Source organism: Myxococcus xanthus, assembly GCF_013116825.1.
GTDB classification, from domain to species: domain Bacteria; phylum Myxococcota; class Myxococcia; order Myxococcales; family Myxococcaceae; genus Myxococcus; species Myxococcus xanthus_B.
The window spans coordinates 38,921-56,448 of the sequence record NZ_JABFNS010000008.1 but is presented as its reverse complement, the minus strand read 5'-3'; the positions used below and the strand labels follow the sequence as shown (position 1 = coordinate 56,448).

General features: G+C 69.0%; 14 protein-coding genes. 5 read left to right on the top strand and 9 right to left on the bottom strand.

Features of this window, described 5'->3' with window-relative positions:
* Positions 1 to 25 precede the first annotated feature (25 nt).
* Both HNV26_RS03975 and HNV26_RS03970 read left to right on the top strand, forming a co-directional pair.
* Positions 26 to 1,102: an amidohydrolase family protein gene (locus HNV26_RS03975; RefSeq protein WP_171442763.1), complete on the top strand. Its 1,077-nt coding sequence runs from the start codon at positions 26 to 28 to the stop codon at positions 1,100 to 1,102.
* Positions 1,095 to 1,463 (top strand): metal-sulfur cluster assembly factor, encoded by a 369-nt coding sequence (locus HNV26_RS03970; protein WP_140859843.1) that lies wholly within the window; start codon positions 1,095 to 1,097, stop codon positions 1,461 to 1,463. The genes HNV26_RS03975 and HNV26_RS03970 overlap by 8 nt, the downstream gene beginning before the upstream one ends.
* A gap of 51 nt (positions 1,464 to 1,514) precedes the next feature.
* On the opposite strand, the gene HNV26_RS03965 is transcribed toward HNV26_RS03970, so the two are convergent.
* From HNV26_RS03965 to HNV26_RS03945, 5 genes are all read right to left on the bottom strand, one after another.
* A complete protein-coding gene (locus tag HNV26_RS03965; protein WP_171442762.1) occupies positions 1,515 to 4,655 on the bottom strand; it encodes a multidrug efflux RND transporter permease subunit in 3,141 nt (1,046 codons plus the stop codon).
* Positions 4,656 to 4,669: 14 nt separating this feature from the next.
* Positions 4,670 to 5,806: an efflux RND transporter periplasmic adaptor subunit gene (locus HNV26_RS03960; RefSeq protein ID WP_216611777.1), complete on the bottom strand. Its 1,137-nt coding sequence runs from the start codon at positions 5,804 to 5,806 to the stop codon at positions 4,670 to 4,672.
* Positions 5,807 to 6,044: 238 nt separating this feature from the next.
* Positions 6,045 to 6,626 carry a TetR/AcrR family transcriptional regulator gene (locus HNV26_RS03955; protein WP_171442761.1) on the bottom strand — a complete coding sequence of 194 codons (582 nt, stop codon included), beginning with the start codon at positions 6,624 to 6,626 and terminating at the stop codon, positions 6,045 to 6,047.
* A gap of 90 nt (positions 6,627 to 6,716) precedes the next feature.
* Complete coding sequence (locus tag HNV26_RS03950) at positions 6,717 to 7,361, bottom strand: glutathione S-transferase family protein (RefSeq protein WP_171442760.1); 645 nt, start codon at positions 7,359 to 7,361, stop codon at positions 6,717 to 6,719.
* 87 nt (positions 7,362 to 7,448) lie between these two features.
* Positions 7,449 to 8,519 carry an isopenicillin N synthase family dioxygenase gene (locus HNV26_RS03945; RefSeq protein WP_171442759.1) on the bottom strand — a complete coding sequence of 357 codons (1,071 nt, stop codon included), beginning with the start codon at positions 8,517 to 8,519 and terminating at the stop codon, positions 7,449 to 7,451.
* 62 nt (positions 8,520 to 8,581) lie between these two features.
* Between HNV26_RS03945 and HNV26_RS03940 the strand changes: the two genes are divergently transcribed.
* Entirely contained in the window at positions 8,582 to 9,793 is a 1,212-nt protein-coding gene (locus tag HNV26_RS03940; protein ID WP_171442758.1) for an MFS transporter, read from the top strand.
* Positions 9,794 to 9,823: 30 nt separating this feature from the next.
* Here HNV26_RS03940 and HNV26_RS03935 read toward each other — a convergent pair whose 3' ends face one another.
* Genes HNV26_RS03935 through HNV26_RS03925 form a run of 3 tightly spaced genes read right to left on the bottom strand, consistent with a single transcriptional unit; the run spans position 9,824 to position 15,163 of the window.
* Complete coding sequence (locus HNV26_RS03935) at positions 9,824 to 11,818, bottom strand: acetyl-CoA carboxylase biotin carboxylase subunit (protein WP_171442757.1); 1,995 nt, start codon at positions 11,816 to 11,818, stop codon at positions 9,824 to 9,826.
* Between the two features lie 14 nt (positions 11,819 to 11,832).
* On the bottom strand, positions 11,833 to 13,449 hold the full coding sequence (locus HNV26_RS03930) for an acyl-CoA carboxylase subunit beta (protein WP_171442756.1): 1,617 nt from the start codon (positions 13,447 to 13,449) through the stop codon (positions 11,833 to 11,835).
* Positions 13,450 to 13,453: 4 nt separating this feature from the next.
* Entirely contained in the window at positions 13,454 to 15,163 is a 1,710-nt protein-coding gene (locus tag HNV26_RS03925; protein ID WP_171442755.1) for an acyclic terpene utilization AtuA family protein, read from the bottom strand.
* A 66-nt stretch (positions 15,164 to 15,229) separates the two neighbouring features.
* Between HNV26_RS03925 and HNV26_RS03920 the strand changes: the two genes are divergently transcribed.
* Positions 15,230 to 15,898, top strand: coding sequence for a TetR/AcrR family transcriptional regulator (locus HNV26_RS03920; protein ID WP_171442754.1), 669 nt, complete (start codon positions 15,230 to 15,232; stop codon positions 15,896 to 15,898).
* A 43-nt stretch (positions 15,899 to 15,941) separates the two neighbouring features.
* Entirely contained in the window at positions 15,942 to 16,820 is an 879-nt protein-coding gene (locus tag HNV26_RS03915; RefSeq protein WP_171442753.1) for an SDR family oxidoreductase, read from the top strand.
* 203 nt (positions 16,821 to 17,023) lie between these two features.
* Here the strand turns inward: HNV26_RS03915 and HNV26_RS03910 are convergent, their stop codons facing one another.
* Positions 17,024 to 17,488 carry a macro domain-containing protein gene (locus HNV26_RS03910; protein ID WP_171442752.1) on the bottom strand — a complete coding sequence of 155 codons (465 nt, stop codon included), beginning with the start codon at positions 17,486 to 17,488 and terminating at the stop codon, positions 17,024 to 17,026.
* Positions 17,489 to 17,528 lie beyond the last annotated feature (40 nt).

Here is a 17,528-nt window from a genome sequence, read left to right as displayed (position 1 = left end):
GCCCAACTGTGAAAGGAGTCCTCGGGTGATTGACGGCAACTTCGTCATCGATGCGGTGACACACGCCTACAACCTCCATCCCACGAACTACCGCGCCGGCAAGTACGCCGAGTCGCTCGCGGGGCTCATCTGGGGGCTGCACAGCAGCCTGTCCGGGGACACGCACCGCGTCCCCACGTCGGAAGGCTTCCTGAAGAACTGGTCCGTGAAGGAGCTGGCGCACCTGCTCTTCGTGGAGAGCGGCGTCGACCTGGCGGTGCACCACGTGCTGCCGCTCCAGACGCTGTACCACGACGGCCTGTGCTCCTATGAGAAGACGCTGGAGATTCACCGCAACTATCCCCACCGCTTCCTGGTGTACGCGGGCGTGGACCCGCTGCGCGGCACGGCGGCGCTGGATGATTTGGAGCAGCAGTACGAAACGCTCAAGCCCAGCGGCCTGAAGCTCTACCCGGCGGCGTGGCTGGGCGACAAGTTCCGCCACACGGGCTGGCGCATGGATGACCCGACCATCGCCTTCCCGCTCTTCGAGCGGGCGCAGAAGCTGGGCATCAAGAACATCGCCGTGCACAAGGGCCTGCCCATGGGCGCGGTGCCGCTGGAGCCCTACAAGGTGGATGACATCGGCGGGGCGGCGGATGCCTTCCCCGGCCTGAACTTCGAAATCGTCCACGGCGGCATGGCCTTCCTGGACGAGACGGGCATGCAGCTGTCGCTGTTCCCCAACGTGTATGTGAACCTGGAGGTGACGGGCGCGCTCATCGTGAAGCGCGAACGCTGGTTCGCCGAGTCCCTGGCGGCGCTGCTGAAGTGGGCGGGCCCGGAGAAAATCATGTGGGGCTCCGGGACGGTGTTCAGCCACCCGCACCCGGCGCTGCACAAGTTCTGGCATGAGTTCCAGCTGCCGGACGACCTGGTGCAGGTGGCGGGCATGCAGGTGACGCCGGACGTGAAGCGGATGATTCTGGGCGGCAACTACGCGCGCTACGCGGGCGTGGACGTGGAGTCGGTGAAGAAGCACATCGCCAACGACGAGTTCGCCAGGCTGAAGGCGCGCGGCGACATCCAGCCGTACGGCTACCGGGAGAGCCTGTATGAGTGAGCAGGCCCTGCGCGAGCGCATCCAGGACATCCCCGACCCGTGCAGCTGCGCCACGGGCGTGCCGCTGGGCATCGGGGAGATGGGGCTGATTGAGTCGGTGAAGCGCACGGAGGGACAGGTGACGGTGCGCCTGCACATCACCTCGCCCATGTGCATGATGGCCGCCTACTTCATGCGGGAAATCGAGCAGCGGCTGCTGACGGTGGACGGCGTCACCGCGGTGAACGTGGAGTTCGACCACGACCTGAAGTGGACGCCGCAGGACATCGAGCCGGAGGCCCGCCAGCGGCTCGCGGCCAAGCGCATCACCATGCTGGGTGGCCGCCTGCTGCCCCAGGACTCGGCGCAGCGCCGCTCCTGAGGGGTGCTGCGGCGCTGGCGGGAAGCCTCCACCCGCCAGCGCCCGGCCGCGCTAGCTGTTCTCCGCGGGCGCGTGCTTCACGAGGGGAGCGGGGCTCGCTGACTCGCGCCGTTTGAGCAGGCTCCGCACGGCGACGTAGAACGCGGGCACCAGGAAGATGGCCAGGACGGTGCCTGACACCATGCCGCCGAACACGCCCGTGCCGATGGCCCGCTGCGTCTCCGCGCTCGCGCCGCTGGCCACCACCAGCGGCACCACGCCCAGGGCGAAGGCGAGCGACGTCATCAGGATGGGACGGAAGCGCAGCCGCGCCGCCTCCACCGCGGCCTGGAGCGGTGAGCGCCCCTGCTCCTCGAGCTGCTTCGCGAACTCGACGATGAGAATCGCGTTCTTCGCGGACAGGCCGATGATGGTGATGAGGCCCACCTTGAAGAAGATGTCGTTCATCAGTCCGCGCGACATCACCGCGGCCAGCGCGCCGATGAGTCCCAGCGGCACGACGAGCATGACCGACAGCGGAATCGACCAGCTCTCGTAGAGCGCCGCCAGCACCAGGAAGACGACGAGCATCGACAGCGCCAGGAGGATGGGCGCCTCCGAGCCGGAGAGCCGCTCCTGGTAGGAGAGGCCCGTCCACTCCACCGCGAAGCCCGCTGGGAGTTCGCCCGCGATGCGCTCCATCTCCGCCATGGCGTCACCGCTGCTGAAGCCCGGTGCCGCCGCCCCGGCGATGCGCACGGCGGGGTAGCCGTTGTAGCGGACCAGTTGCATGGGCCCCCGCTCCCAGACGGGCTCGGCCACCGAGGACAGGGGCACCATCTGCCCGCGCGCGTTGCGCACGGGGAGCTTGAGCACGTCCTCCACCTGCATGCGGGACTCCGCGCGCGCCTGCAGGATGATTTGCTGCATGTAGCCCTTGTTGGGGAAGTCGTTGACGTACGTCGACCCCAGCGCGGTGGAGATGACCGAGTTGATTTCCGCGAACGACACACCGAGCGCCGCCGCGCGCTCGCGGTCCACCTGGATTCGCACCGTCGAGCCGTCCGGCAACCCCTCCTGATAGGGGAAGGCGATGACCGGGCTGTCCGAGGCGCGCCGGAGGACGTGGTTCATGGCGTCGTTGAGCGCCTTCGGGCCGTGTCCGGAGCGGTCCTCCAGCCGCATGGCGAAGCCCGCGCTGTTGCCGAGCCCGTCCACCGCGGGCGGCAGCACGTTGATGACCATGCCCTCCCGCGGAGAGGCGAAGCGCGCGTTGGCGGCGGCGACCTCACCCGCCGCCGTCTCCCCCTGGCGCTCGTCCCAGTCGCGCATCATCACGAACATGAGGCCGGCGTTCGCCCCCGAGCCGAAGAAGCCGAAGCCCTGGATGGTCAGCACGTCCTGGATGCCCTCGCGCTCGCTCAAGAAAGCCTCCAGCTCCCCGAGCACGCTGTTCGTCCGCTCGGCCGTGGCGTCCGACGGGAGCTGCACCGAGACGTTGAGGAACCCCTGGTCCTCCTCCGGGAAGAAGGCGCCCGGCAGCCGCCAGAACGCCAGGGCCACCATGGCGACCACCACGGCGTACGCGAAGAACGCCCTGCCCAGGCGTCCGACAATGGCCCGGGTCCAGTTGGCATAGCGCCCCGTCACCCGCTCCAGGAGCCGGTTGAACCCGCCGAAGAAGCCGCGGCGCTTCCCCGCGTGGCCGGGCTCCACCGGACGCAGCAGCGTCGCGCAGAGCGCCGGGGTGAGCGTGAGCGCGAGGAACGCGGAGAAGAGAATCGACACGGCCATCGCCAGGCTGAACTGGCGGTAGATGGTGCCGACGGAGCCCGTGGCGAACGCCATGGGGATGAACACGGACGTGAGCACCAGGGTGATGCCGATGACGGCGCCCGTGATTTCCTTCATCGCCTTCTTCGTGGCCTCGAGGGGAGAGAGCCCCTCCTCCGCCATGAGGCGCTCGACGTTCTCGACCACGACGATGGCGTCATCGACGATGATGCCAATCGCCAACACCATGCCGAACATCGTCAGGACGTTGATGGAGAACCCCGACGCCAGCATCACCGCGAAGGTCCCCAGCAGCGCGATGGGCGCGACGATGGCGGGAATCAGCGTGTAACGCACGCTCTGCAGGAAGAGGTACATCACCGCGAAGACGAGCAGCATCGCCTCGAAGAAGGTCTGGACGACCTTCTGGATGGAGACGCGCACGAACGGCGCCGCGTCGTACGGAATCGTGTACTCGACGCCCGCGGGGAAGGCCCGGGAGAGGTCCGCCATCCGCTCGCGGATGCGCTCGGAGGTATCCAGCGCGTTCGCCCCCGGGGCCAGCTGCACGCCGAACGTGGCGGCGTTCTTCCCATTCTGCCGGGTGGACGAGGCGTAGCTCTGGGGCCCCAGCTCCACCTTGGCGAGCTCCTTGAGCAGCACGTTCGAACCATCCGGATTCGCCCGGATGATGACGCGCTCGAAGTCCGCGACGTCCAGGAGCTGCCCCTGGAGCATCAGGGGAGTGGTGACGCGCTGGCCCGGAACCGCGGGCATGTCCCCCAGCCGTCCGGGAGAGGCCTCCGCGTTCTGCGCGCGAATCGCCGCGGCGACCTCATCCACGGAGATTCCGTGCGAGATGAGCCGCTCCGGGTCCAACCAGACGCGCAGCGCGCGGGCCGGCGTGAAGAGCTGGACGCGCCCCACGCCGGGCACGCGGCGCAGGTCCTCGACCACGTTGCGGCTCAGGAAGTCCCCCAGCTCGGCCTCGTCGTAGCGGCCGTCGCTCGACACGAGCGTGGAGAAGAGCAGGAAGTTGGTGGTGGTCGTCTCCACCTGGAGCCCGAGCTGCCGGACCATCTGCGGCAGCCGCGATTCGACGGTCTTCAGGCGGTTCTGGATGTCGACCTGCGCCAGGTCCGGGTCCGTTCCGGGCGCGAACGTCACCACGATTTGCGCGACGCCCGACGTGTCGCTCGACGACTCGAAGTACAGGATGTTCTTCACGCCGGACAGGCCGCGCTCAATCAACGACACGACGCTGTCGTTCATCGCGGCCGGCGTGGCGCCGGGATAGGTGGCGGTAATCGTCACGCTCGGCGGCGCGATGGACGGGTAGCGCTCGATGGGGAGCCGGGGAATGGAGATGGCTCCGGCGAGCACGATGAAGATGGCAATCACCCAGGCGAAGACCGGGCGTTCAATGAAGAATCTTGGCACGGCTCACTCCAGGTTCAGCGCGAGGCCGGGGCGTGCTGCCACTCGACGGGGGTGACCTGCTGGCCTGGCGCAAGACGGTCCTGCCCCTCGACCACGACGCGCTCTCCGGCGGAGAGTCCCTCCTCCACCAGGTAGCGTCCGCTGACGATGCGTCCGGCGCGGACATTGCGCGCCTCCGCGGTGTTGTCCTCTCGGACGATGAAGACCTGCGCCTGCCCCTGCGCGTCGTGAAGCACGGCCTGCTGGGGAACGAGGAGCGCACCGGCCACCTCTCCGAGCACGACGCGCGCCTTCACGAACATGCCCGGCAGGAGCTTGCGCTGCGCGTTGGGGACCAGGGCGCGCACCGTGAGCTCGCCGGACCCGGGGTCGACCGAGATGTCCGAGAACTGAACGCGGCCTCGCTCCGGATAGGGCGCCCCCGTCGGAGAGAGCACGATGACCTCCGCCCCCGCTTCCCCGTCACCGCGCTGGAGTGACTGCAAGCCCGCCGCGCGCTCCACGGGTGACTTGATGTCGACGAAGACACGGTCAATCTGCTGGATGACGCTCAACGGCGTGGCATCCGCGGGGCTGACGAGCGCGCCCTCATTGACCTGGGAGATGCCGATGTGCCCCGCGATGGGGGCGGTAATCGTGGCGTAGTCCAGGTCGACGCGGGCCCTGTCCAGCGCCGCGCGGGCGCGCGCCACCTCCGCGTTCGCGATGGCGAGCGCGGCCCGGGCGTCATCGTGCGCCTGCTGGGTGCTCGCGCCTTTCTCGAAGAGGGACTGGATGCGCCCCGAATGCAACTCCGCCTGGAGCCGCCCGGCCTCACTGGCCGCATGGGCCGCCGCCGCGCCTTCCACGTTCGCGCGGAACACCGCCGCTTCCAGTTGGTAGAGCGGCTGCCCCTTCTGGACCGTGTCTCCTTCGGAGAAGCGCCGGCTGCGCACGAGCCCGCCCACCTGCGGGCGGACTTCCGCGACCCGGAACGCGGAGACACGCGCGGGGAACTCGTCGTGAAGGACAACGGCCTCCCCTTGCAGCTTCAGCGTGGACACCTTCTGGACCGGCGGTGCGAAGGCTGCTTCTTCCTGCTTGCCGTCACAGGCGAGCAGCGGGAGCAGCGTCCATGCAAGCAGAAGACGCTTCGAGCGTTGGATTGGCATTGTCGTCTGGCGAGGAAAACGTCGAGAAACACGTAAAACCATACTTTTCACGCAACACCGCGCCCTGGGCCGCCAGCAGCCAGGGAATGAAACGTCACCTGCGCCCGAACAGATGACATGACGAATGAGGCATCTCGAGACACAAACCCGCCACGGACGGCCCCTCACGGGAGACCCTGACAGACGAATTCTTGGCGGGGTGTCAGCCGGAGACAGACACGCTGACAGCGAGGGGCGCCTACTCCCGGGTGAGCTCCTCGAGCCTTCGGATGACGGCGGCTCTCACTTCAGGCCTGATTCCCTGGTCCTCGATCAGGTCCGCGAACCACAGGCCGTCGGTCGCGAGCCTACAGATGATGGAATTGATGTCCTGGGGGCTGACATCACCGGGCTTCAGCTGGAGGTCATCCTGCCAGCTACAGTTCCATCGTTCGCGAAGGTCGGGCTCCACCATCATGCTTCCAATCAGGGCCCTCAAGCCCCGAATCTGCTCGGAGTTGGCGGGGCTGGAGACCATGGCACGCAGATACGCACGCGCCTCGCGCCCATGGGCCTCCGGGTCTTCCGCGATGTTCGCGTGGAACGACTCGACGAACTGTCGGTTCATCTCCTCGAACAGCGCGTCGAGCAGCAGCTGCTTGCTCTTGAAATGATGCTGGAGGCCGCCCTTCGTCACCCCCGCGAGCGCCGCGACGGCCTCGAGCGTCACCGCCTGGGTTCCCCCTTGCATGACGAGCTCCGCCGCGGCGCGGAGCAACTGCGCGCGAATGACATCGGGCTGCTTCTTGCGTTGGTGGGCGCTCGTCACGGCGCGAAACATGCCGTCCGGATGGATTCTTTTCAACTTTCATTTGAGGGCCTGAAAAGGCCCTCAATTCAGACACTTACGCCCGACGAGTTCTTCAGACGCTCAAGCGCGAGGCTGCTGGAACGGCGCCATCTGGGCCGCCAGGGCGCGCTGGAACGCAGGCCGGGCCTCACAGCGTTCCTTGTACGCCTTCAGCGTGGGAAAGCCGTCGAGCACGTCCGTGTGCCGGAGGATGCGGAGCACCGTCACCATCATCAGGTCGCCCGCCGTGAAGCGGTCCTCCAGGTACTCGCGCTCACCCAGATGCGCCGCGAGTTCTCCCAGGCGCTCCTTCAGCGACTCCACCGCGCCCGGCCTGCGCAGCTTCGCCCACTCCTCCTGGGCAAAGAACAGGTCCACCTCGGCGAGCGGCTGAATCACGATTTCGATGGAGTTGAGCGCCGCGAAGAGCCACGTCACCGCGCGAGCCCTGCCCGCCGCGTCCGCCGGCAGCAGCGCCTCACACTTGCTGGCGATGTGGAGCACGATGGCGCCTGATTCAAAGAGGACGAGGCCGTCCTCCTCCAGCACCGGCACCTGGCCGAAGGGATGGAGCTTGCGGTAGTCGGGCGAGGCCTGGACTTTGTTGTCGATGAGCTTCACCTGATACGGCAACCCTGCCTCTTCGAGCGCCCACCGCACCCGGAGGTCCCGCACCAGGCCCTGTGCGAACGGCGGAACCCACTTGAACGCACTGACGGTCATCATCGTGATGTCTCCTGGTCGGTGAGCGGTTTGCGCGCGCCGAAGCGCGTCATCCGCCGCAGCGCTCTCAAGCATGCGACCCGGGCTCCGTCAACGCGGTAACGGTCCTCGGGGTGTCTCCTCTGGCAGTGCCGCGGGCGCTCGCTCCCACACCCGCCGCACCAGCTCCGGAAACACCTTGGACACCTTGTCCAGCAGGTAGTCGCCGTACGTCCCCTGGAAGGCGTGGACGCTGGCACCATCCCAGCGGCGGGCGCGGTCCTCATCGACGTCAGCGCCCGCGCCGCGTGGCAGGGGATGGACCTCGGCGGCGAAGTCCGGGTCGAAGAAGAGTGGGAAGGACAGCCTGTCCTTGCCGCTCACGTTCCTCACCCGGTGCGGCGTGGAGCGGTACCAGCCGCCTGTCATCCGGTCGAGCATGTCGCCGATGTTGCACACCAGCGTCCCGGGCAGCGGCGGTGCCTCCACCCAGCCGCGCGGCGTCTTCACCTGCAACCCGCCGTTGTCGTCCTGGGCCAGCAGCGTGAGCAGCCCGTAGTCGGTGTGCTCGCCCACGCCCCAGCGCTCCTCCTCGTGCTGGGGCTCGGCGGGGTAATGGAAGATGCGGAAGAGCACCGTCGGGTCCGCCGTGTAGTGCCTCCGGAAGTAGTCCGCGTCCAGGCCCAGGCTCAGCGCCATGCCCTCCATCAGCGCATGCGCGGCGCGTGTGCAGGCCGCCACGTAGTCGAGCACCGCCGCGCGCAGCTCCGGCACCTCCGCGGGCCACAGGTTGGCGCCGTGCAACGGCCAGCCGTCCTTCACCCGCGGATGCTCGCTTCCGAGCTCCGTGCCCAGGTACAACCCCTCCTTCCGGTCCGGACGCCCCGAGGTCAGCTCCCCCCCGAGTGGAAACCAGCCTCGCCACGCGACACCGCCCATCGACATGGCGATGGCCTCCTTGGCCGCCCGGGGCAGCGCGAAGAAGCGGTGGCTCTCCCGCTCCAGCCGCGCGAGCACCTCGCCGGACACGCCGTGGCCCGTCACGTAGAAGAAGCCGCTGTCGCGGCAGGCCTGCTCGATTTCACGCGCGACGCGCGCACGCTCGGTGACGCGGGATGCATCGAACAGTGACGCCATGTCGATGACGGGCAAGCCGCCCCGTGCGGAATCCGGACCTGTCATTCCCGGGAGCCTACACAGGTCTGGACCCCGGCAGGGCGCGGCGCGAGAGTCCGCCCGGCTCCATGACGACGCATTCTCCACCGGACGCTCCCCACGCCGCGCTGTCCACCGGGCTCGTGTGGCTGATGGCCGCCGCCTCGGGCGCCACCGTCGCGAACCTCTATTACAACCAGCCGCTGCTGGGAGACATCGGCGCGGCCCTGGGGGCCTCGGGGAGCGCGCTGGGGCTGGTGCCCACGCTGACGCAGGTGGGCTACGCGGTGGGGATGCTCTTCATCGTCCCGCTGGGCGACAGCCTGGAGCGGCGGCGGGTCATCGTCACCATGAACACGCTGGTGGCGCTGGCGCTCGTTGGCGTGGCCCTCGCGCCGACGCTGCACTGGATGGTCGCCGCGAGCTTCGTCGTGGGCGTCACCACCATCATTCCCCAGCTCCTCGTCCCCTTCGCGGCGCACCTGGCGCCCGCAGCGCAGCGAGGCCGGGTGGTGGGCACCGTCATGAGCGGTGTGCTGATGGGCATCCTCCTGTCCCGGACGGCGGCGGGCTTCGTCGGGACGCACCTGGGGTGGCGCACCATGTTCTGGATTGCGGCGGGGCTGATGCTCGCGCTGGCCGGCGTGCTGCGCTTCACGCTGCCGTCGCAGCCACCCATGGCCTCCATGCCGTATCCGCAGCTGCTGCGCTCGCTCATCCACCTGGCGCGAACCGAGCCCGTGCTGCGCCTGCACGCGGTGCTGGGCGCGCTCAGCTTCGGCGCGTTCAGCGTGTTCTGGTCCACGCTGGCGCTGTACCTCCAGAGCCTGCCGCAGAAGTACGACGCGCAGGTCGCGGGGCTGTTCGGCGTCGTGGGCGTGGCGGGCGCCGCCGTGGCTCCGCTGGTGGGCCGCTCCGCCGACCAGCGCGGGGACCGGCGCATCAACGGAGCGGCCATCGTCGTGTTGCTGCTGTCGTTCGTCGTGATGTGGCCCCTGGGACGCTGGCTGTGGGGCATGGCGCTGGGCGTGGTGCTGCTCGATTTGGGCGTCCAGGCGAACCAGATTTCCAATCAGACGCGGGTGTACGCGCTGCGTCCGGAGGCCCGCAGCCGGCTGAACACGCTCTACATGGTGACGTACTTCGCGGGCGGCGCCGCGGGCTCGTGGCTGGGGACCTTCGCCTGGACGCACTGGGGATGGAGCGGGGTGTGCGCCTCTGGCGCCGCGCTGTGTGTCGTGGCCCTGTTGGCGCTCAAGCGAGGGCCGAAGGGCGGCGCGCCTGAAGCGGCGGAGGTCTGACGCTCCGCCGCTCGAGCCAGTCCGAATCGCTCAGGAATCCTTCTGCGCCGCCAGTGCCACCAGGAGCTGCTTCGCCTTCACCTGGCTGCCCACGGACACGTTGAGCTCCGCGACGGTGCCCGCGACGTCCGCCACCACCTGGAACTCCATCTTCATGGCCTCCAGCACCACCAGGACGTCCCCGGGCTTCACCGCCGCGCCCACCTGTGTGTCCACGCGCAGGATGCGCCCGTCCATGGGCGCCGCCAGCCGTCCGCTGCCCACGCCGTCCGACTTCGACGGCGGACGGAACGTTACGTCCGTCACGGCGTGCGCGCCCGAGCCCAGGTCCAGCCACAGCGTGTCCCCGTCCCGCAGGTAGCGTGCGCGGCCCCGTGTCCCGGCGCTGGAGAAGTCGAGCACGCCCGCGGACAGCCCCAACACGGACACGTCGAACGACGAATCCTCCACATCCACCTCGTACCCTTCCGCGGACACGGGCTGGAGGGTGACGGACGCCTCCGCGCCACGGCTCACGAGCTTCATCCGCACGGGGTGGCGGTGGGACGTGTTCCAGTTCAGCAGGGACACATCCAGTCCCACCGTGTCCGCCAGCTTCAGGCCTTCGTCGTGGAAGAGCAGCGCCGCCGCCAGCGCCCTCGCCTTCGCGTCCGTCTGGTACAGCGCTTCCACCTCCGTCGCAGGCGCGTGCTTCGCGATGAACGCCGTGTCGTACTCCCCTGAACGGAACGCCGCGTGCTCCAGCACGTACAGCAGCAGGTTCTTGTTGGTGGTGACGCCGAACACCGTCAGCTCGCGCAGCGCCTCCACCAGCCGCCGGCGCGCCGTCTCCCGGTCCGGGCCGTGCGCAATCACCTTCGCCTGCATGGAGTCATAGAAGGGCGGAATCTCCTGCCCCTCCCGCACGCCGTGGTCGATGCGCACGCCCTCGCGCACCGGCAGCCTCCACGTCAGCAGCCGCCCGGCCTGAGGCGCGTAGCCCTTCGCCGGGTCCTCCGCGCAGAGGCGAACCTCGATGGCATGTCCCGACGCGGAAATCGCCTCCTGCGCCCGGGGCAGCTTCTCCCCCGCCGCCACGCGGAGCTGCCACTCCACCAGGTCCAACCCGGTAATCAGCTCCGTCACCGGGTGCTCCACCTGGAGGCGCGTGTTCATCTCCATGAAGTAGAAGTCACCGCTCGGCGCGAGGAGGAACTCGATGGTGCCCGCCCCCCGGTAGCCAATGGCCCGGGCCGCCGCCACCGCCACCTCGCCCATGCGCGCGCGCAGCGCCGGGCTCACCGCCGGTGACGGGCTCTCCTCCACGATTTTCTGGTGCCGGCGCTGCACCGAGCAGTCCCGCTCGCCCAGGTGCACCACGTTGCCGTGCGTGTCCGCGAAGACCTGGACCTCCACGTGCCGCGCGTCGATGACGGCCTTCTCCAGGATGAGCTCGCCGCTCCCGAAGGCGTTCGTCGCCTCCGAGCGCGCCGCGCGCAGGGCCGCGCGAAGCTGCGACACCTCGTGCACCAGCCGCATGCCGCGCCCGCCGCCGCCCGCCGCCGCCTTGACCATCAGCGGGAAGCCGATGCGCTCGCCCTCCACCGCCAGCGCCTCATCATCCAGGTCGGACGCCTCGTAGCCAGGAATGCAGGGCACGCCCGCCGCAATCATGCGCAGCTTCGCCTGACGCTTGTTCCCCATCAGGGTGATGGCCTCGGCCTCCGGGCCGATGAACACCAAGCCCGCGTCGCGGCAAGCGCGCGCGAAGTCCGCGTTCTCCGACAAGAAGCCGTAACCCGGGTGGATGGCCTCCGCGCCGGACGTCTTCGCCGCTTCCAGAATCTTCCCGATGACGAGGTAGGACTCCTTCGCCGGAGACGGGCCAATGGCCACCGCCTCGTCCGCCGCCAGCACGTGCGGCGCGCCGCGGTCCGCCTCGGAGAACACCGCCACGGTGCGGTAGCCCAACCGCTGACAGGTGCGAATCACCCGGACGGCAATCTCGCCGCGGTTCGCGATGAGGACCTTCTTGAAGCGCTCCATCGTGTCCGCTCCTCTCACAGCCGCGCGACGCCGAACGTGTTGGGGTGGACCTGCCGCCGCTTCGCCTCACGGCACACCGACAGCGCGAACCCGAGCACCCGCCGCGTGTCCCGCGGGTCGATGAGCCCGTCGTCGAACATCCGCGCGCTGCAGTTGAACGGATGCGACTCCTTGTCGAACTGGTCGATGATGGGCTGGCAGAACGCCTTGAGCTGCTCCTCGTCCACCACCTGTCCCTGCCGGGCCAGCTTCTCCCCGAAGACGATGGACATCACCTTCGCCGCCTGCTCGCCGCCCATGACGGCGGTGCGCGAGTTGGGCCACCCGAAGATGAAGCGCGGATGGAACGGACGGCCGCACATGCCGTAGTTGCCCGCGCCGAACGCACCGCCAATCAACACCGTGAGCTGCGGCACCGTCGCGTTGGCCACGGCCTGAATCATCTTCGCGCCGTGCTTCACGATGCCCCCCTGCTCCGGCTGCGTGCCCACCAGGTAGCCCGTGGTGTTCTGCAGGTAGAGGATGGGCGTGTCCTTCTGGCAGCACAGCTGGATGAACTGCGCCGCCTTCGTCGCGCCCTGGGGCGAAATCGGCCCGTTGTTTCCGATGATGCCCAGCGGGTGGCCGTACAGGCTCGCCCAGCCGCAAACGGTGTGCGCGTCGTACTCGTCCTTGAAGCCAGTGAACTCCGAGCCGTCCACGATGCGCGCGATGACCTCGCGGCAATCGTAGGGCTTGCGGTAGTCCACGGGCACGGCGCCGCAGAGCTCGTCGGGCGAGTACACGGGCTCGGCATACGCGGGGCGCTCGGTGGGCGGGAGCTGCGCGTTCCACCCGAGCTTCGCCACGATTTCGCGGGCCATGCGGATGGCGTCCGCGTCGTCCTCCGCCAGGTAGTCCGCAGTGCCCGCCACCGTGGCGTGCATCTGGGCGCCGCCCAGCTCCTCATCCGTGGCGACTTCCCCCGTGGCCGCCTTGAGCAGCGGCGGGCCCGCGAGGAACACCTTCGCCTTCTTCTTCACCATCACCACGTAGTCGGACAGGCCCGGCAGGTACGCGCCGCCCGCCGTGCTGGAGCCGTGCACCACCGTCACCTGGGGGATGCCCGCCGCCGACAGCCGCGCCTGGTTGTAGAAGGTCTCCCCACCCGGGATGAAGATCTCCTGCTGGTACATCAGGTTGGCGCCGCCGCTCTCCACCAGCGACACCATGGGCAGCTTGTTCTCCAGCGCCAATGCCTGCGCGCGCAGCGCCTTCTGCACACCCCACGGCGACGCGGTGCCGCCCTTGATGGCGGAGTTGTTCACGAAGACGATGCACCGCACCCCGGACACGTAGCCAATGCCGATGATGCTGTTGCCGCCCGCCAGCGAGCCGTCACTGTCGTCGTGGTAGCCATAGCCACACAGCGTGGACAGCTCCAGGAAGGGCGAGCCCCGGTCGAGCAGCAGCATCAGCCGCTCCCGAGGCAGGAGCTGCCCGCGCTTGTGGAACTTCTCCTTCGCCTGGTTCTCCGTGTTGCGGACCTTCGCCTCGATGGCGCGCAACTCCGAAACGCGGGCCAGCATGTCCGCGCGGTTCGCCTTGAAGGATTCGGAGCCCGGGTCGATTCGCGAGGTGATGCGTGGCATCGGTCTACTCCTGTCCTTCGCGCAGCAGCGCCTCGGGGATGTCCATGTGTCGCGAGCGCAGCCACTCACCCAGCGCCTTGCCCTGCGGGTCGAAGCGGGTGGACGAGGAGACGCCCTCCCCCAACAAACCATCAACGACGAAGTTCAGCCCCCGCAGGTTGGGGAAGACGTGCCGCTCGATGCGCAGCGGCGCGGCCTCCGGGAGCAGCTCGCGCAGCGTCTCTTCCGTGAGCGCATGCGCCAGCCACCGCCAGGCCGCGTCCGTGCGCGCCCAGACGCCGATGTTCGCCGTGCCGCCCTTGTCACCACTGCGCGCGGCGACGATGCGTCCCAGTGGAACCCGGCGCGTGGGGCCGCCCGGCAGTGGCGGCGGCAGCGGCGGTGGCTCCACGGACTCCAGCGAGCGCGTCTCGCCGGGAGGCGTGATGGCTGTGCGCGTTCCATCCTCGAGGATGGCGACGTGCTCCACGCGCCCCGCTTCGACATAGGCGGGCGTGTAGACGCCATACGGCGCGCCGTCGGAGGGAGGCGCCGTCATCGTGAAGCCGGGATAGCTGCCCAGCGCCAGCTCCACCGCCGCGCCGCTGAAGGCCCGGCCTACCACCTTCGCGTCGGCGTCCTTCACCACCACGCGAAGGAAGGCGGCGGCCTGCTCCTCGGTGGCCGCGTCCTCGCGGTCCGTCCGCGTCAGCATCCACTGGAGTTCCTTCGGCTTGCGCGTCAGCGCCGCCTCCAGTTGCTCGCGCACCAGTCTCGCCTTCTCCTCGATGTCCAACCCCACCAGGATAAACGTCGCCTCGTTCCGGTACCCCCCCAGGTTGTTGAGGCACACCTTCATCGTGGGCGGTGGCGGCTCGCCGCGCACGCCGGAGATGCGGACGCGGTCCTTGCCGTGTGACGCCAGGGCAATGGTGTCGAAGCGCGCCGTGGCGTCCGGGCCCGCGTACCGCGCCCCGGTGATTTCATAGACGAGCTGCGCCAGCACCGTGTCCACCGTCACCGCGCCGCCCGTGCCCGCGTGCTTGGTGATGACGCTGCTGCCGTCCTCGTACAGCTCCGCCAGCGGGAAGCCGGGGCGCCGCGCGTCCAACTCCGTGAAGAAGGAGAAGTTACCGCCCGTGGCCTGCGTGCCGCACTCCAGGACGTGGCCGGCGACCATGGCCCCCGCCAGCCGGTCCCAGTCATCCACCTTCCAGCCGAAGTGCGCCGCCGCCGGGCCCACCACCAACGAGGCATCCGTCACCCGTCCCGTGACGACGATGTCCGCCCCCGCGCGCAGGCACGCGGCGATGCCCCACCCGCCCAGGTACGCGTTCGCGGTGAGCGGCGAGCCCAGGCCCAGCGCGTCCGCCTGCCCGGAGAGGTCATCTCCCTCCACGTGCGCCACTCGCACCTTCACGCCCAGCTTCGCGGCGACCTCGCGCAGGGCCGCGGCCAGCCCCGCGGGGTTCAACCCTCCCGCGTTGGTGACGACCTTGACCTTCTTCTCCACCACCAACGCCAGGCACTGCTCCATCTGCCTCAGGAACGTCTTGGCATAGCCGGTGGACGGGTCCTTCATCCGGTCCCGGCCCAGTATCAGCATCGTCAGCTCGGCCAGGTAGTCGCCAGTCAGGACGTCGAGCTGGCCGCCTTCGAGCATCTCCCGGACCGCCGAGAAGCGGTCTCCATAGAAGCCCGAGGCATTGCCGACACGCAGGGGGGACGCAGGCATGAGCTCTCCACTCGGCAGCAACGAAAGACGCGTGAGTCTGGGCAGGCACCGTTTAAAAAAGCAAGCGTGCTTGCTTTTTTAGTCCTTGGCTCGCATCCTCGCCGGGTGAGTGAGGCATCCGGTACGTCCGGCAGGCAGGAGCAGGAGCGCAGCCGCGTCACGCGCCAGCGTCTGATGGAGGCGGCCATTGGCGCGCTCTCCGAGCTGGGGTGGGCGGGCGCGACCATGACTGTGATTGCCGAGCGCGCGGGTGTGTCCCGGGGCGCCTGTCAGCACCACTTCCCCACCCGCGCCGACCTGGTGGCCGCCGCCGTGGAGTACGTGGGGCACCAGCAGGTGGAGGCCGTGCTCCGCAAGGCCGCCCAGCTGCCGGCCGACGCTCGCCGCACGGAGGCCATCCTCCACATGCTGGCCGGCATCTACCTCAGCCCTGTCTTCACCGCCGCGGTGCAGCTCTGGGTGGCCGCCGTGGGGGACGCGGAGCTGCGCGCGCAGTTGGCTCCGCTGGAGGCCCGCGTGGGGCGGGAGTTCCACCGGCTGACGGTGCAGCTTCTCGGCGTGGATGACAGCGTGGCGGAGGTGCGCGAGCTGATTCAGGGCACGCTCGACCTCATCCGGGGACTCGCGCTGGCCAATCTGCTGAGAGACGACAGCGCGCGCAGGAAGAAGGTCCTCCACCGCTGGGCGCTCACCCTGGACGAGGCCCTGAGCGCCCGACGTACCCGCAGGAGCTGAGGACCACGGGTTTCACGAACGACCGCCACATCAGGAGCTGACCATGGGCTACCGCTCTCTCTTCGCACCGGGCTGTTTCAGCAACCGCACCGTCGTCGTCACCGGCGGCGGCAGTGGCATTGGCCGCTGCACCGCGCACGAGCTGGCCGCGCTGGGCGCCAACGTCGTCCTGGTGGGCCGCAAGCCCGACAAGCTGGAGGCCGTCGCGCGGGAAATCCAGGAGGACGGCGGCAAGGCGTCCTTCGAGGTGCTCGACATCCGCGACGAGGAAGGCGTGAAGGCCACCGTGGCGCGCATCATCGCCGCGCACGGCCCCATCCATGGCCTGGTCAACAACGCGGGCGGGCAGTTCCCCTCGCCGCTGTCGGCCATCTCCAAGAAGGGCTTTGACGCGGTGGTGTCCACCAACCTCACCGGCGGCTTCCTGATGGCGCGGGAAGTCTATCTCCAATCCATGAGCAGCCACGGAGGCTCCATCGTCAACATGCTCGCGGACTCGTGGGGTGGCATGCCGGGCATGGGGCACTCCGGCGCGGCGCGCATGGGCATGCTCAACCTGACGCAGACGGCCGCCGTGGAGTGGGCCGCGTCCGGCGTGCGCGTGAATGCCGTGGCACCCGGCTGGGTGGCCTCCAGCGGCATGGACAGCTACAAGGACGAGGGCGTGCGGGCCATGATTCCCCTCCTCAAGAAGGAGGTGCCGCTCCAGCGGCTCGCCACCGAGTCCGAGGTGAGCGCCGCCATCGTCTTCCTCCTCACCGACGCCGCGGCCTTCATCACCGGCGACGTCATCAAGATTGATGGTGGCGCGTCGTGCAACACCAAGATTTTCCCGCTGGAGGAGACCACCGCCTCCAAGCCCTACGAGGGCTTCCACCGCGCGTCGGCGCCACGCATCCTCGGGGGTGGGTCGAAGGAGTAGAGACGACACCCCGCTTCCGCCACCGTCGCGCGGAAGCGGGGCGCCGATGAGGGCCGGGTCGAAGTCGAAGCCACTCGCCACCTGGACGGCCTGCTCCTGGCACAGCCCCTGGACGCCGCACACGGTGCCCGTGGGGCACCCCGGGTCGGCGGCCATGAAGTCACACGTGGCCATGCACGTGCTCGACGAACCCCAAGCCGTCGCTATGGCCGGAAGCGCACGACGCGCACGTCGAGGGCGCCAGCTTCCACATCCAGGACCTGGCGCATCAGCTCCAGCGCGCGCGCTTCATCAAAACTGCCGGAGCCCGCGCCAATGACGGGGAAGGCGACGGAGCGCAAACCCTGCTCGCGGGCCTTCGCCAGGGCATTGCGGACCGAGTCCTGGATGGAGCGCACCGAGGCGCGCCAGAGCAGGTCGATGCCCGCCACGTGGATGATGGCCTTAAATGGCAACCGCCCGGCGGAGGTCACCACCGCCGAGCCCAGGGGCATGGCGCCTGCCTTCGCCACCTCGCGGAAGGGCCCGACCCCGCCCCGGCGCTTGATGGCGCCGGACACCCCCTGCGGCAGCAGCAGCCACCAGGGGATGATGTTCCGGTTCCAGGCATTGACGATGGCCTCCACCGGCTGGTCCAGCAAATCCCCTTCGATGACAGAGACGGGCATGGCGCGGACTCTAGCGCCCGCCCGCCTCGGGTGGAGGTGC

What these genes read in the sequence shown, in the direction of transcription:
- HNV26_RS03910 (WP_171442752.1), bottom strand. Translation starts at nt 17,488, where the DNA reads ATGCCCGTCTCTGTCATCGAAGGGGATTTGCTGGACCAGCCGGTGGAG.
- HNV26_RS03960 (WP_216611777.1), bottom strand. Translation starts at nt 5,806, where the DNA reads ATGCCAATCCAACGCTCGAAGCGTCTTCTGCTTGCATGGACGCTGCTC.
- HNV26_RS03915 (WP_171442753.1), top strand. Translation starts at nt 15,942, where the DNA reads ATGGGCTACCGCTCTCTCTTCGCACCGGGCTGTTTCAGCAACCGCACC.
- HNV26_RS03970 (WP_140859843.1), top strand. Translation starts at nt 1,095, where the DNA reads ATGAGTGAGCAGGCCCTGCGCGAGCGCATCCAGGACATCCCCGACCCG.
- HNV26_RS03950 (WP_171442760.1), bottom strand. Translation starts at nt 7,361, where the DNA reads ATGATGACCGTCAGTGCGTTCAAGTGGGTTCCGCCGTTCGCACAGGGC.
- HNV26_RS03930 (WP_171442756.1), bottom strand. Translation starts at nt 13,449, where the DNA reads ATGCCACGCATCACCTCGCGAATCGACCCGGGCTCCGAATCCTTCAAG.
- HNV26_RS03925 (WP_171442755.1), bottom strand. Translation starts at nt 15,163, where the DNA reads ATGCCTGCGTCCCCCCTGCGTGTCGGCAATGCCTCGGGCTTCTATGGA.
- HNV26_RS03955 (WP_171442761.1), bottom strand. Translation starts at nt 6,626, where the DNA reads ATGTTTCGCGCCGTGACGAGCGCCCACCAACGCAAGAAGCAGCCCGAT.
- HNV26_RS03940 (WP_171442758.1), top strand. Translation starts at nt 8,582, where the DNA reads ATGACGACGCATTCTCCACCGGACGCTCCCCACGCCGCGCTGTCCACC.
- HNV26_RS03935 (WP_171442757.1), bottom strand. Translation starts at nt 11,818, where the DNA reads ATGGAGCGCTTCAAGAAGGTCCTCATCGCGAACCGCGGCGAGATTGCC.
- HNV26_RS03945 (WP_171442759.1), bottom strand. Translation starts at nt 8,519, where the DNA reads ATGACAGGTCCGGATTCCGCACGGGGCGGCTTGCCCGTCATCGACATG.